The organism is Streptomyces albospinus, assembly GCF_014648695.1.
GTDB lineage: Bacteria > Actinomycetota > Actinomycetes > Streptomycetales > Streptomycetaceae > Streptomyces > Streptomyces albospinus.
On the sequence record NZ_BMRP01000012.1, the window covers coordinates 35,640 to 49,450 of the forward strand.

At 67.1% G+C, this 13,811-nt stretch carries 10 protein-coding genes; 8 read left to right on the forward strand and 2 right to left on the reverse strand.

All coding sequences use genetic code 11. The features are described from left to right. The first annotated feature begins 512 nt into the window (after positions 1 to 512). The 8 genes from IEZ17_RS18020 to IEZ17_RS18055 all read left to right on the forward strand — a co-directional run bounded on the left by IEZ17_RS18020 (position 513) and on the right by IEZ17_RS18055 (position 8,579). On the forward strand, positions 513 to 1,646 hold the full coding sequence (locus IEZ17_RS18020) for a C40 family peptidase (RefSeq protein WP_444544824.1): 1,134 nt from the start codon (positions 513 to 515) through the stop codon (positions 1,644 to 1,646). Between the two features lie 57 nt (positions 1,647 to 1,703). After that, on the forward strand, positions 1,704 to 2,012 hold the full coding sequence (locus tag IEZ17_RS18025; RefSeq protein WP_030068283.1) for a DUF6112 family protein: 309 nt from the start codon (positions 1,704 to 1,706) through the stop codon (positions 2,010 to 2,012). Beyond that, positions 2,012 to 2,701 (forward strand): hypothetical protein, encoded by a 690-nt coding sequence (locus IEZ17_RS18030; protein WP_189301343.1) that lies wholly within the window; start codon positions 2,012 to 2,014, stop codon positions 2,699 to 2,701. The genes IEZ17_RS18025 and IEZ17_RS18030 overlap by 1 nt, the downstream gene beginning before the upstream one ends. A 31-nt stretch (positions 2,702 to 2,732) precedes the next feature. Further along, complete coding sequence (locus tag IEZ17_RS18035) at positions 2,733 to 4,115, forward strand: SCO6881 family protein (protein WP_189301344.1); 1,383 nt, start codon at positions 2,733 to 2,735, stop codon at positions 4,113 to 4,115. A 96-nt stretch (positions 4,116 to 4,211) separates the two neighbouring features. Further along, on the forward strand, positions 4,212 to 5,678 hold the full coding sequence (locus IEZ17_RS18040; protein WP_189301347.1) for an SCO6880 family protein: 1,467 nt from the start codon (positions 4,212 to 4,214) through the stop codon (positions 5,676 to 5,678). A 42-nt stretch (positions 5,679 to 5,720) separates the two neighbouring features. Continuing rightward, entirely contained in the window at positions 5,721 to 6,176 is a 456-nt protein-coding gene (locus tag IEZ17_RS18045; protein WP_189301349.1) for a DUF6238 family protein, read from the forward strand. Between the two features lie 18 nt (positions 6,177 to 6,194). Next, the gene (locus IEZ17_RS18050) at positions 6,195 to 7,703 is read left to right on the forward strand and encodes a putative type IV secretion/conjugal transfer ATPase (RefSeq protein WP_189301351.1); all 1,509 of its coding nucleotides are present in this window, start codon (positions 6,195 to 6,197) and stop codon (positions 7,701 to 7,703) included. 345 nt (positions 7,704 to 8,048) lie between these two features. Further along, positions 8,049 to 8,579, forward strand: a complete 531-nt coding sequence (locus tag IEZ17_RS18055) for a DUF4352 domain-containing protein (protein WP_189301353.1) — start codon at positions 8,049 to 8,051, stop codon at positions 8,577 to 8,579. Positions 8,580 to 8,816: 237 nt separating this feature from the next. Here the strand turns inward: IEZ17_RS18055 and IEZ17_RS18060 are convergent, their stop codons facing one another. Then, entirely contained in the window at positions 8,817 to 9,602 is a 786-nt protein-coding gene (locus IEZ17_RS18060; protein ID WP_189301354.1) for a hypothetical protein, read from the reverse strand. A gap of 102 nt (positions 9,603 to 9,704) precedes the next feature. After that, positions 9,705 to 13,709 carry a hypothetical protein gene (locus IEZ17_RS18065; protein ID WP_308427673.1) on the reverse strand — a complete coding sequence of 1,335 codons (4,005 nt, stop codon included), beginning with the start codon at positions 13,707 to 13,709 and terminating at the stop codon, positions 9,705 to 9,707. Positions 13,710 to 13,811 lie beyond the last annotated feature (102 nt).

Genomic DNA, 13,811 nt, shown 5'->3' on the forward strand with positions numbered 1-13,811 from the left:
GACCGGGCGGGCAGTGGGCTGGAGGTTAGCGCCTTTTTCCGGCGGCACCCAATGGCGTGATCTTGGTTTTTCCTTTCATGATCGCGGCTCGTTTGGTGCGGCCGGATTTTATCTCTACAGTCTCGCCGTGTTCGCAGGACGGGCCCTGGGCCCGGCCCTGTTGAGCTGTGCTGTTGCGTGTTGCCTCGTCCATTCGGCAGCCCGTTCAGCACCCGTGAAAAACCTTGACGAATGCGGGGGAGACGAATTCATCGTGTGGCGCCTGAGATTACGAGCGCGGCTGGCTGCCGTGTTGCGATAAAGGGTCCGGCGCTTCGGGGTTAGCAGCTCTGAAGCGCGCGGCCCTCCTTCGGGGACTTTCGAGTGTTTAACCGGTGTGGTGCCGGTGGCCTTTCCGACGAGAACGCCGGCGCCACGCTGCCTACGAGTGAGGAGCTGCTGATGCAGCATGCCCAGGCACGCCCGTCGCCTGAGCCGGATATCTGGATACGCCGAGCATCCGGTGGTCGGCTGTGAAGAAGGTCGCCGCGATAGCCGGGGGCGTCGCCCTCGCCCCGATGCTGCTGATCGCGCCCATTGCCGTCGCCCTGGCCGGCGCCAGCAACGCCCAGGCCGCCTGCGGCGACGCCAGTGGTGCTGGCGCGGTGGATACCAAAGCCGTGGCCAAACAGGTGGAGTCGATCCTCAAGGGCGGCGGCAAGGGTTCGGTGTCCGTTGCGGGGCTGGACAACCCGAAGGAGCAGATACCGAACGCCAAGACGATCCTGGCCACCGGCGTCGCGATGAAGGTGCCCCCGCGCGGGCAGATCGTCGCGCTGGCGACTGCGTTGCAGGAGTCGGGGCTGCGGAACTTGGACTACGGCGACCGGGATTCGCTCGGCCTGTTCCAGCAGCGTCCCAGCCAGGGATGGGGCACCGCGACGCAGGTCCGGGATCCGGTGCACGCCTCGACGAAGTTCTTCGAGGGGCTGCTGAAGGTCCCGGGCTGGCAGTCGATGACCATCGCCCAGGCCGCGCAGGCAGTCCAGGCGAGCGGGTTCCCCGACGCCTACGCCAAGTGGGAACCCCTGTCCACGGCGCTCCAGAAGGCCATCGCCAAGAATCTCCCCGCCAAGGGCGGTTCCGGCAAGGACGACGGCACGGACGCCAAGCCTGAGGTCTCTTCTGGCGGGTGCGGGACGGGAGGCGATGGGAGCGGGTTCGGCCCGATCCCGGCCGGGTCCGTCCCCAAGGGCTACAAGATCCCGGCCGACGCGCCCAAGTCGATCCGCACGGCGATCCGTTGGGGGCTCGGTCAGCTTGGCACTGCGTACCAGTGGGGTGGCAGCTGCACCGATGCGCATGGCCAGGATCCGATGGGCCGGTGTGATTGCTCGTCGCTGATGCAGGCGTCGTACAAGGCCGGTGGGGTCTCGATTTCCCGGACCACGTACACGCAGGTCAAGGAGGGTAAGGCGGTCAGCGTTGATGCCCTCAAGCCTGGCGATCTGCTCTTCACCCGCGGAAGTGCCGCGGTGCCGGAACACGTCGGGATGTTCATCGGCCAGGGGCTGATCCTGCAGGCGCCGAAGACCGGCGACGTCGTCAAGATCTCGACGCTCGCCTCCTGGCAGCCGGACATCCTCGCCGCCCGCCGAGTCGTCTGACCGGCCCCTCTTCCTCTCTCCGGGCTTTCGCATGCCCATATTCGCACTGGAGTTCCTATGAAGCTCATGCAGCACGCCCAGTACCTGGCCTACAACCCCGGCGTCACGCCCAAGCAGGGCGGGCTCCCCGGTCTCGATGTCCTGAAGAACGTGATAGGCAGCATCAACCTGTTCGGCATCATCGCCACGGTCGGCGCCTTGGTCATCTCCGCAGTCGTCTGGGCCTGGGGCCACCACAGCGGCGGCCACCAGGCCGAGCAGAACGGCAAGAAGGGCACGGCCATCGCCGCGGGATGCGCCCTGTTGCTGGGTGCCGCAAACGGCATCGTCGCGTTCTTCTCCGCCATGGGAACGCAGGTCCACTGATGCCGAAGCAACGTTCCCGCGCCACCCAGGAGCGCACGTACGGAGAACCAGCCTCGGTCCTGCGGCGCTCACTGATCGGCGGCATCACCCTCGCCGTGCTGCTGGCCGTCGCCGGTCTCGTCGCGTATCTCAACCGTACGGACAGCCCGGCCTCGGCCAAGCCCTCCCCACCATCGACGTCCGCCCAGGAGCCGTCGCCCTCACCCGAGGCGACTGACGGCAATCGTGTCGCTGTCGCGGATCCTCCGAAGACGAGCGATCCGATCGTGTTCGCCAAGGCGGCCACGAAGGTCCTGTGGACGTACGACACCCGCGCCTTCTCCCAGGCCGAGCATCTGGCCGGGCTGAAGCGGTGGATGAGCGGCGAGAAGAAGTACGCCGACTGGAAGTCCATCACGGACCAGGTGCCCAGCCCGGTGCTGTGGTCGCGGATGCACGACAACCGCCAGCACGCGAGTGCCACGGTCGGCGAGGGCCACTTTCCGCAGGCGTTCAAGACCGCGCTGGCCCAGGAGCCCGGTGCGATCACCGAGGCATACGTCTACGCCGTCACGGTCACCGGCAACCAGGCCCTCGCTTGGAAGGGCTCGGGAGCCGGGGCCGAGGCCCGCTCGATGACCCTCGCCGTCCAGTGCCGACCGCACCAGGACTGTGCGCTGGCCGCCGTCCTGCCCAACGCCGCGCCATGAGCGCCCTGATTCCGGATAAGGAGGTGCCCTGATGGGAGCCTGCGACCTTCCTCTGATGAATACGGTCTGCGACGCCGTCGGCGGCGTCGTCAGCTCCACCGGCGAGGCGGTCACCGACGGCATCGGTGCCTGGATCGCCAAGTCGATGGGCGAGGTGGCCCAGTCCGCCGCCGACCTCGCATCCAAGGCCGTCGACCAGACCACCGCCATCGACCTGAACGCCGAATGGTTTCGCAACAACTACGAACTGCTCTTGCCGATCGGGTTGATCCTGACGGTTGGCACGTTCTGCCTGCAGCTCACCCGTGCCGCCTGGCGCAGGGACGAACGTGCCCTTGCCCAGGCCGCGTTCGGGACCATGGTGGGCGTCTTCTTCGCCTTCGCCGCCATCGCCTGCACCACCGTCGCCATCACCGTGGTCGACGCGCTCAGTGCGGGTCTGTTCAAGGCCGCCAACAGTTCCGTCGATGATGCGGTCCGTCGCATGATCAAGGTGAACGAGCTGGGGGCGATGTATGGCCTGGGCTGGGGTGTTCCCTCGATCATCGCGCTCGGCTGCGCGATCGGGGCGTTCTTGTACTGGGCCGTGATGGTGGCCCGCAAGGTCGGCATCCTGGTCCTGGTCACGCTGGCGGTCTTCGCCGGTGCCGGCGGGGGCTGGGAGGTGGCCAGGCGCTGGCGCCGCGGCTGGGTCGAGGCCACGGCCACCCTGGTCGTCAGCAAGTTGCTGATGACGATCGTGTTCTTGCTGGGCGTCTCGGCCATGGGCAAGTCCGACTCGCACGGTGGGCTCGCTGCCCTGTCGGATGCGATCGCGGGCATCGTCGTGATGGTCCTGGTGATGCTGTGCCCCTACGCCACCTACAAGTTCATCCACTGGGCCGCTGATGGCGGCGGCCACGATGACCTGCACCGCACCAGCATCGCCGGTATGGCGGTGGCGGCGGGCGCGGCCAAGACCGCAGGCCAGCTCGCCATGCAGGCCGGCACCGGGACGCCTGCTCCGCAGGGGCCGTCGAAGGTGCCGGGCCAGGGCACGGATGGCATCGCCTCCGGCATCGACCCGACCGGCGGCTCGAGCGGTGGCGGGAAGCCGCAACAGACCCGATTCCGCTACGGCGAGGACCCCAACGCCACGGGCGACAAAGGCCGGCCGCTGATCCAGCGGCCTCCCACGGACGGCGACCGCGGCCAGCCCCTGATCCAGCGCCCCGGTCAGGGGGCCGCCCCGGGCGCGGCGGCAGCTTCGGCGCCGGTTTCGTCCACGCCGGGCGCCTCGGCGCCGGGTACGCGGATGGATCCGCCTGCGCCACGGCCCAGCGGGCCGCCACCGGCGAGTGGGCCTCCGCCCCAGGGCGGCACCACGCCGCAGCGGTGGATCTACCCCAAGCCACCGGGTGGATCGGGCTCGTAGCCCTCATCTGACGGGGGCGGGCGCCTGACGCGCTCGGCCCGCCCGCCCCCGTCTCCCCTTCGTTCTTTCTCACCACGTTCCAAGGACGGCTTTGCCATGCATCCCGACGCTTCTCTGCCTGACGGCCCGGCTACCGTGAAGTTCCCCCATCGCTCACGTCGAGGCGTACTGCTCGGCCTCTCGGTCGCCCAGCTCATCGTCGTCACCCTCACCGGCCTGGCCCTGCTCGGGGTGCTGATGCAATCCGGCGTCACCGGGGCGCTCAAGCTCATACCGCTGTGGGCGGTCATCTTGGGGGCGGTCTTCATCCGCCACCGCGGACGTTCCCTGGCCGACTGGGCGCCCATTGCCCTGCGTTATGCGCTGCGGCGTTTCAAGGGCCAGCTCATCTGGCTGGCCCGCCCCTCCCGACCGCGGCGCGAGGGTCTACTGCACCTTCCCGGCACCGCTGCTTCCCTGCGGGTGGTCACCTCTCCGGGCGGCGGCTTCGGTGCGGTGCACGATCCGCACCACGGCACGCTGACCGCTGTGGTGAAGGTGTCCTCCCGTGCCTTCGCCCTGCTGGATCCGGCCACGCAGACCAGCAACGTCGCAGGCTGGGGCCGCACCCTGGCTGCCCTCTCCCGCACCGGTCACATCGCTCGCGTCCAGGTGCTGGAGCGGACCGTGCCCGACTCCGGCGATGCGCTTAACCGCTACTGGAGCGAGCACGGCAACGCCGACACCCACCTGGCCGGCCCCATCTACAGCGAACTGCTGGCCGCCGCCGGTCCCGCAGCGGCCCCACACGAGGCATACGTCGCACTGGCCCTCGATCTCAAGGCCGCCCGGCGTCTGATCAACCAGGCCGGCGGCGGACTCACCGGCGCCTTCGCCGTGCTGTCCCAGCTCACCTCCACCTTCGACCAGGCCGCCCGCAACTCCGGTCTCACACCGGGCGGCTGGCTGGGGGCGAGCGAAATCGCCGCCGTGATCCGCACCGCCTACGACCCAAAGGCGTCCGCGGCCCTGGATCAGTGGTCCGAGGCCGGCCGCCCGCAGGCCGACCCGGCGGCTGCCGGTCCGGTCGTGCTGGTGGAGAAGGCCGACCGGATCCAGACCGACTCGGCCCGCCACGCCACGTACTGGATCGAGAACTGGCCCCGCATCGAAACCAGCCCCGGCTTCCTGCACCAGCTGCTGTTCACCTCCGGAGTGCGGCGCACCCTGTCGTTGACCTATGCGCCCAAGGGCCTGGATGCAGCGCTGAAGGACGTGCAGCGCAAGAAGGCCACGGTGATCGCGGACGCTGCCGAGCGGCAGCGCAAGGGCCAGGTCGACTCCGAAGAGGACTCGGTCGAGTACGCCGACATCAAGGCCCGTGAGCGCCAGCTGATCGCCGGCCACGCGGACGTCGCCCTGACCGGCCTGCTCACCGTCAGCGCCGACACCGACGACGAACTCAACTCCGCCTGCGCCGCCATCGAGACGGCCGCGGTCTCCGCGCTCCTCGATCTGCGGCTGCTGACCTGGCAGCAGGCCGAAGCCTTCACAGGCGCCGCCCTCCCGCTGGCCCGCCCCTAGCGCACCAGCTCCACCACCGCGCTCACCCGAAGGGCCCTCCCCATGCCGACCGATTCCCTGCCCGACCTGGCTGAGGACTTCGTCCCGTTCGCCACTGCGGCGCTCGACTTCCACCGGGCGATCAACCTCCCCACCGGCCCCGTGGCCGCACACCGCACCGAGCTGGACGCTCTCCACGCCCACCTCACCGCCCTGTACGGCCTACTCGAGGCCCACACCGCCCGCACCACCCCGGTGGCCGAGGCCCAGGGCGATCACCTGCGAGCCTGCCGGATCCGGCTGTGGCAGGCCGCCGAGCACCTCCACGATGCCTACCACACAGCCGCTCACCCCGGCACCGGCCGACCCCGCACGCGGGAGGCGTGCCGGGCGCGGCTTCCCGAAGGCGCGCCCGAACTGGCCATCTGCCAGCGCCACCTGGCCACCTCCGCCCACGTCCGCCGTGACCACACCCCGGCCGACCTGCGCGACCCGTTCACCGGCCTGACCCGCCACTGACCTGCTGGAGCACCCGTCATGTCCAACCACACCCGCGACCGCGCCAGCGCCAGCCCGCTGTTCGTCCCCCGCAAAAGCGACCGCCGCTCCGCCCGCGCGGCCCGTGTCCAGTTCGCTGCCGCCCGCGATCAGGCCCGCCATGCCGCACGTCCCCAAGCCCGCCGCGCCGAACCGGGCATCGACTCCGAGCTGCGGGCTACCTACCCGGCCGCCGGCCGGCCCGGCCCGTACTCCGCCCGCGGGGGCCGTCTCAAGCTCCCCGCCCACCGGATGACGACTGCCACCGCGAGCGGCGCGTATCCATTCCTCGCCGAGGGCGGCCTCGGCGCCCAGGGGCTCTACATCGGCCGCGACGTCCACGCCGAGGCGGCGTTCACCTACGACCCGTTCGCGCTGTACGGGCGTCTCGACGGGTTCACGAATCCGAACATCCTGCTCGCCGGGATCATCGGCATGGGCAAGTCCGCCCTGGCCAAGTCCCTCGCCCTGCGGGCCGTCGCCTTCGACTACCGCATCTACGTCCCCTGCGACCCAAAGGGCGAGTGGACCGTGGTCGCCCAGGAGCTGGGCGGCCAGACCATCGCCCTCGGCCCCGGCCTGCCCGGACGGCTCAACCCCCTGGACGCACCCGCCAGGCCGCACGGCGTCAGCGAGGAGGACTGGGCCAATGAGGTCCGCAAGCGGCGCCTTCTCCTCCTCGGCTCGCTCGCGAAGACCGTCATGCGGCGGGACCTGCACCCGATCGAGCACACCGCTCTCGATGTGGCGCTCGACCAGACCGTCGCTCACGCCGAGGCCAACGGCACCACGCCGCTGCTGGGCGATGTCGCGCATATCCTCGGTTCCACTGAGCGGCTCGACTCCGCGCTCGGCGAGCTGACCGGCCGCCTGGGACACGCAGCCGAAGACCTGGCCCACGCGCTTCGCAGGCTCGTACACGGTGACCTGGCCGGCATGTTCGACGCCCCCAGCACCGTGGCCTTCGACCCCAGTGCGCCAATGCTGTCCATCGACCTCTCGCGCCTGGGCGGTGCCGGCGACGACACCGCGCTCGTCCTCGCAATGACCTGCGCCTCAGCGTGGATGGAGTCCGCGCTCGCCGACCCCACCGGTGGGCGGCGCTGGGTGATCTATGACGAGGCATGGCGCGTCATGCGGCACGTCGCCCTGCTGGAGCGCATGCAGAGCCAGTGGAAGCTCTCACGCGGTCTTGGCATCGCGAACCTCATGGTGATCCACCGCCTCAGCGACCTGCTGACCGCAGGCGATGCCGGCTCCCGAGGCCGGGCACTGGCCGAGGGTCTGCTCACCGACTGCTCGACCCGGATCATCTACCGCCAGGAAGCCGACCAACTCGCGTCCGCCGCTGCCCTGCTGGGGCTCACCGGCGTCGAGACCCAAGCCGTGTCCGCCCTCACCAAGGGCCGGGGCCTATGGAAGGTGGCAGGCAGGTCGTTCATCACACAACACCTCCTCCACCCGCGCGAGCGCGAACTGTTCGATACAGATATCCGCATGCACGCCTGAGCATCAGCCATCGCCCTGCTCACCTCACGGAGGGAGCCGAAGCCGCGCTTCGGCTCCCTCCGCCCACTCCTCCCAAGCATCGAAGTCATCCATTCCCATGGCTGGGCAGCAGGGACCGCGCCTTCATGCCATTCCTGACACCGGACGATGTTGGCTCGGCCCGGTGGTCGGTGCGCTGCGCACCGTCGGCGAGATTTCGCGAGGGTCAGTGAGGCCCTAAACAAACCTTCGTGGAGCCGCATGCCGTACAGTGCGCTCCGTCGCGGGCAGGGGGCCCGCTGGAGTCTGGGGGACGCCATGCGCCCATCTCGCCACGCCACTGCGTTCGTCATAGCAGCGTTAGGCATGACGACGTTTGTAGCCGGCTGTTCGTCGTCGCCAGAAGCACCTGCGGACCGGCCACACCCGTCAGTACCGAAGCGAGAGAAGGCTACAGGGCCGCTGCAGAAGCAGGGCAAGGCTCCGGTCGTTACTGTCGGAAAGACGGCTTCTTACAGCGCTGCTAATGGCACTACAGGGGCAAGGACGACCTTTTCTGTCACCTTTCACTCCGCCAAGTACGTGACAGCGTCGGAGATCAGCGCAGGGAAACCAAAGGGACGATATGCGGTGATCACCATCGAAGTCACCAATACTGGCAGTAGAGATGGCTCCTTCCATCCATACGGCTTCATGAAATGGGAGGGCGGAAATACCGTGACGCAGGGGGTTGCCACGCTGTACTCGACTGGTACACAGCGTGTCGATTCGACGTACCACCCTGGAGAGGCCGTAACCGGTGACATCGTCCTTGACGTGCCACGCAAGGGCGGAAAGGTCAGTTACTACGAGGGAACGGGAACGGCATCGCTCACCTTCGTGATGCCGTCGAAGTAAGGCCGGACGAACATCTCCGCATGCCAACGTTTCTCTGCGGTTGCCGCGTGTCACCGCGCGGCTCCCCCCAACAGGTCGCGCTGGAGAGCCCGCAGCACTTCAGCCTCCCTCATGAACCGTCCGGCCATCGTTGTGCGGACTGGGTGAGCAAGCGGTCCTGGGAGTGTGACTGGCGGAAGGCGAGGCAACATGTGACGGTTGTCGAACCGAGGGCAGGGAGTACGCGCAAAGGGCTCCCTAACTTATAAGCACTTCACCCTTTTTGGAAACCTGGTAGTAGTCAACTACCGGGAATTCCAGTTTGAACACCATTCCATACTGCCTGCGTATCTCGGCCACCGTCTTCTGCGCCGGTTCGTGCAGGCACCGTGTGACCGGCGGATCACCCTTCATGCAGGGAGCCAGCTCTTGCAGCAGGCGCTTCTTGCTGCTGCGTACGGTGTCCCATGAAAGGGTTTGCGAAGGGGTGAAGACCTGGGCCGGCTCCTGCGCGTCCGGGCCCGATGGGTTTGGACCGTGGCCTCGGTAGTAGTCGACGAGGCGCCTGCGATAGGAGTCATGGCTGAACGGGATGGTGGCCCCGGCCGTGCCCTGGGAGGCGTAGTGGTCACCGGCGGCGAAGACGCCGTGCAGAGTGTCTCCGATGCGGTGGGGGTCGGCGCCATAGTAGGCGGTGACGCGAAGGGCACAGCGGATCTTGTACTGGTCCTTTCCGTCCTGAAAGAACCACTGTTTGGCTTGTCCACCTGAGCAGATGTCGTCCACGGTGACCAGGGCCAGGGTGAGGGGGGTCTCCTTGCCATAGGCCTCTGCGATGGACCTCAGCCGTTTCTCTGCCTTGTGACGCGACTCTTCGGCCTGCGCGCTTCCTGCGAGTCTGCGTACCTCTTTGGGGCTGGTGGCGCGGTTTTGGGAGGAGCAGGCGGTCAAGGCGAAAATGAGGAGGACGGAGAGAATCCCGAAGATGCGTCGGACGGCGTCACGTAAGGTGGCTGCGGCCCTCTGCGCCTGTTTGGTGGTCATGCTGTCATTGTCCCAACGTGGTTGGCGATGTCTACGCGAACGGACACTCCTACGGATGGGGGCGCCCCATGTGGAGCGCCCCCGCAGGTAGTGGAGGTACGGTTACAGACCCATGCCCGCCATGGTCCTTTCAAGGGAGTTCGCGTAGAGCCGCGCACCCCCGATCTTGGGGTGGAAGGACTGGGCAGAGAGGCCGTACTTGTTGATGATTGGCCAGTCCTTGACGGGATCGTCGGACGCGGTCAGGGTCTTCACGAGCCCGTGAACCTGTTCGGGATCACCGCATACCGCCTGGTTCACGAAGTCTTCCCTTGGATAGGAGAACCAGACGGGCACGCCCTGCTTCTTGGCATCGTCGACTGCGCCCTGCATAGCGCCGGCGAGGGTTTCGGCAGTGCTGTTGAGCCAGATGGCGGAGGCTTCGGACAGACCGATGGTGGGCAAGCCGATGATGCTGATGTTGAGGCAGGAGCCTTTGTCGGAGATCAGAGGCGGGTAGCCCATGAGGACGATCTTCGCGTTCCGGGCCAACGAGTGGATCTGGAAGAGGGTCTGGGTGATGTCGGGTCGGACGATTTCGTTGATGATGCCGGGGACAGCGGTCACCAATGGCTGCCCGACAAACTTCTGGTCCCGTCCGTGGACATCTTCGTCCGGCTTGTCGAAGGCCTTGTCTTGGCAGCTGCCGCCACCGAAGGAGACCAGGCACTTCTGGACGGTATCGGCGAAGCGGGCGTCGTTGCCGCCGACGGAGATCGTGACCAGGGTGGTGTTTTTGTCGAGGTAGCCCTGATTGATCTGCGGGAGTTCACCCCCATTTTTCTGAACCTTGCTCAGGACGTTGTAGGTACGCGCCCCGGAGCAGGCGATGAGGTGGTAGTCCATGTCCGAGTCCGAGTTGTCGTCCAGGGATCCGATTGCCCGGGACTCGCCGGGAAGTGTGGCTTGCCGTGACCACGCGTAGCGGGAGCGGTGACAGGCGTCGCGGGACTTGTCATTGTTCTTGTTGCGGTAGTTGGTCTCGGGGTAGTAGTCGCGGTTTCCTTCGGAGGCGCCTTCACCGGACGAGTAGGAGTCGCCCATGGCCACGATCATGTGCTTCGGCTTGCCAGGCAGCGGCTGGAAGGCTACGGCCCCCCAAGCGATGTCTTCGTCGGCGGTACCGTCTTGAGTGTCATTGGACAGCTCGACCTTGGGTGTTCCGTTGAAGTGGAATACGCCGAGACTGACCCATCGGCCCGCGCGCTGCTCGACGGCGCGTACTGAGCTGTCGCTGTCGGTGTTGAGAACGTGGTATTTCGCCTGGCGGGTCTGTGCGCCGGTGTCGGGGAGGTGGACCAGGACCCGGGCCCAACCGAGGGTTTCGGGATCAGTCCAGGTGCCCTTGACGGTCATGGGGCCGTTTTCGCCGCCCAGGTGTTCACTGTTGCGGGTCTGGGCGTACCAAAAGTGGCCGCCATACCCGCCACCGATCTGGTAGAGATCTTCCTTTGCTTCGTAGTGATTGTCGCTGTCGGGGTAGAAGGTGAATTGGAAGCTTCCCGATGAGGCGATCTGCCCGCAGTCACTCCACGTTTTGGTGGTGTCAGGGACAGAGGCGACGACATGGGAGCCTGGCGGAGCACCGGCGCATACAGGCTGGCCGTATTGAAGCCGGTATCCGCGGCCAGGCTCGGTGATGAGCGTTGTGTACTTGATGTGCTCGTTTCCACAAGTGCTGTCGCAGTCGGACTTCCATGTGGCGTTCGGCTGGTGCCACCAGTACTTCTGATAGCACGCCGCGTCGGGGCAGACCGGCGGAGTTGCGGTGTCACAGTTGTTGTTGCTGTTGCAGAAGGTGCTCAGGGGCGGTGAGACGGCGCTGCGTGCTCCCGTCGAGTTCCACCAAGCAGGGTAGAAGCCGGCAGTGGCGTAGCCAGCCTCTCCGGGCCAGTCCTGGCGGCCGGAAGTGGCGTAGGAGTAGCCGGTGTCTATGGACCAGGCGGACCAGCCCATCACCTTCTCCTCATAGGGCCAGTCCTGAGGGTGGGCGGCGTCCTTGTTGGCCTCAGAGCCATCCACGTCGGTGTCCATGAAGGGGTGCCCCCACCCCTTGGCGTATACCGGGTTGGCAGGGTTGTTGTACCAGCCGAGGCCCCAGTGTCCGTTGTTGGCGCCAGCGTCCGATGGGGCATTGAATCCGAGGTTGTAGTTCCAGATAGCGGTGAACCAGTTCTCGACCTTGGAGGGGTCGTCGTTGTTCACGGTGACCTTCTGGCCGTCGGTGTGCACCTCGTTCCACTTGTCGGCGAGGATCTGCACGGCTGCGGCAATGTTCGTGGCGTAGTCGACTGCCACGGCCTTCTGCTTTGCGGGCGGCAGGTTCGGGATCTTCTTCCCGGACGGGTCGGTCTTCTCGAATCCGTTAAGGCGCATGCCGTCGGTGACCTGTCCGACCCCGTACCCGCAATCGGAGTCGTCCCAGTGGATCCTCCAGTAGGCATTCGGGTCGCCTTCGACGGCCTTCCGGCCGTAATAGCCGTCCATGGCGGCGAGCGGACTGCCCATCTGGCCTGGGATGGAGCCGGGTTCGGCCTGCCACAGGTTGGATTCCTGGGCGAGGATGCCGAGGAGCACGTTGGCGGGGACCCGGCCGCCCCCCTTGAGCGTCGGCTTCGGGAACATGCCCTGCGGGTCGACGGTGCCGATGCCAATCTGGTCGCGGTAACCGGTCTGGATCAGGTAGCCAGCGTGCAGTTCACCACGCACGGCCATATCGACCGCCCACTCCACCTGGTTGGGGGTGGGCTGGAGCGCCTGGCTGTGGACGTCGTTGCGGGAGATCGCGCAGTGGCGGTCCGGGTCGGTGGGGTCGTGGGAGACACCGGCGGCTGCGAGGGAACGCGGCTTCTTTCCGGTGGCGATCAGGGCCGGCGAGGGATGGGAGGCGGAGGCGCTCGCCGTCTGCTGGGTAACGGCCTGGGTGACCTTGGCACCGGTCGCGGTGACCGTCGACGTCACCGTCAGCGGCTGGCTGTCGGGCCTGTTTGTCCCGCGCGTCTTGATCTTCGCCGCGCTGTTTTTCGTGAATCCCTTGCCTGCGCTGGCGATCCGGTCCAGTCCGGCTTTGACGCCCGGGGACAGGACAGGGGTGGTGGCCAGGCGGCCCTCGGAGGAGATGTCGGAGGTGGCAGGAACGTTCAGGCGGGTGATGCCGGTTCCGGCGCTGCTCGCTCTACCCGTCGGGTGTCCGGTCAGGAAGACGCGGGAGGCGCCCTGGGCGAGGGCGAGATCGCCGAGGGAGCCGGTCGCGACCACGGTCGGCTTCTCGGTGTCCTTCCACACCTTTGCGTGTGCCGTCTTGTCCCCGTCGCGTTCAATGAACGCCACTCCGCTTCCCTGGGTCGGGCGGATGTCAAAGGGAACGCCGCGAGCTGCCGCGAGGGTCTTCACCTTGCCGGCGCGGTCGAGGTGGATGAGACGGTTGCCGCGGGCGGCCACGGTGCCGTCAGACACGGGAACGGCGGATGTCACCTCGCCGCCTGTTGTCACGTCGCCGGTCGTGCGGCCAGCTGTGGTGACCGTGACCACCCGCGTCTTCATTCCCTTGACATCGTTCATGCCACGGAAGGCTGTAAAGGCTGCGGTGCGGGTCGCCGGGTTGCAGGTGGGGTCGAAGGAGAAGAGCGAAGCAGTGAACCGCAGCTTGGTCACCGCGCCGGTCTTCAAGTTGACGATGGCTGCGAAGGCCCCGCCCTGCATCAGGTCAGGCTTGTTGGTGAACGTACGGGGTGCGTAGACAGCAGCTACATGGCTGGCGTCCATGATGCACTCGTTGCCGATCCACGAGTCAGTCCGCATACCGGGTTCGGCGAGGGTCGCGGCGGCGTTCCAGTCGTACGCCTTGCCGCTGTCAGCAACGAGGATCTTGTATCCGTCAGTGTCAGGCGCGCCAGTCACAGCGCGGTCCTGGCTGCTCTTCCAGCCGCGACCGAGGGTCTTGTTCGGGTTCTTGACGCCGCCGGTTGGGGCGGCGTCCGAGGCACTGGGTGTGGGAGAGGGTTTGGCGATTGCGGACTGGGCCTGTAAGAGCCCTAACAGGGTCGCGGTGGCAGCCAAAGCCGCCACCACAGTTCTTCGGGAGCCGGACATCACAAGGTGCCTTTCTGTGAGCGATGCGGACATCGATGTCCACGGGAAGGGACGGCCTCCAGGCAGCGGAAACGTGTC

Bases quoted from the DNA above. Each gene is read 5' to 3' on its own strand.
- IEZ17_RS18025 (WP_030068283.1), top strand. From the start codon at position 1,704: ATGAAGCTCATGCAGCACGCCCAGTACCTGGCCTACAACCCCGGCGTC.
- IEZ17_RS18030 (WP_189301343.1), top strand. From the start codon at position 2,012: ATGCCGAAGCAACGTTCCCGCGCCACCCAGGAGCGCACGTACGGAGAA.
- IEZ17_RS18035 (WP_189301344.1), top strand. From the start codon at position 2,733: ATGGGAGCCTGCGACCTTCCTCTGATGAATACGGTCTGCGACGCCGTC.
- IEZ17_RS18040 (WP_189301347.1), top strand. From the start codon at position 4,212: ATGCATCCCGACGCTTCTCTGCCTGACGGCCCGGCTACCGTGAAGTTC.
- IEZ17_RS18045 (WP_189301349.1), top strand. From the start codon at position 5,721: ATGCCGACCGATTCCCTGCCCGACCTGGCTGAGGACTTCGTCCCGTTC.
- IEZ17_RS18050 (WP_189301351.1), top strand. From the start codon at position 6,195: ATGTCCAACCACACCCGCGACCGCGCCAGCGCCAGCCCGCTGTTCGTC.
- IEZ17_RS18055 (WP_189301353.1), top strand. From the start codon at position 8,049: ATGACGACGTTTGTAGCCGGCTGTTCGTCGTCGCCAGAAGCACCTGCG.
- IEZ17_RS18060 (WP_189301354.1), bottom strand. From the start codon at position 9,602: ATGACCACCAAACAGGCGCAGAGGGCCGCAGCCACCTTACGTGACGCC.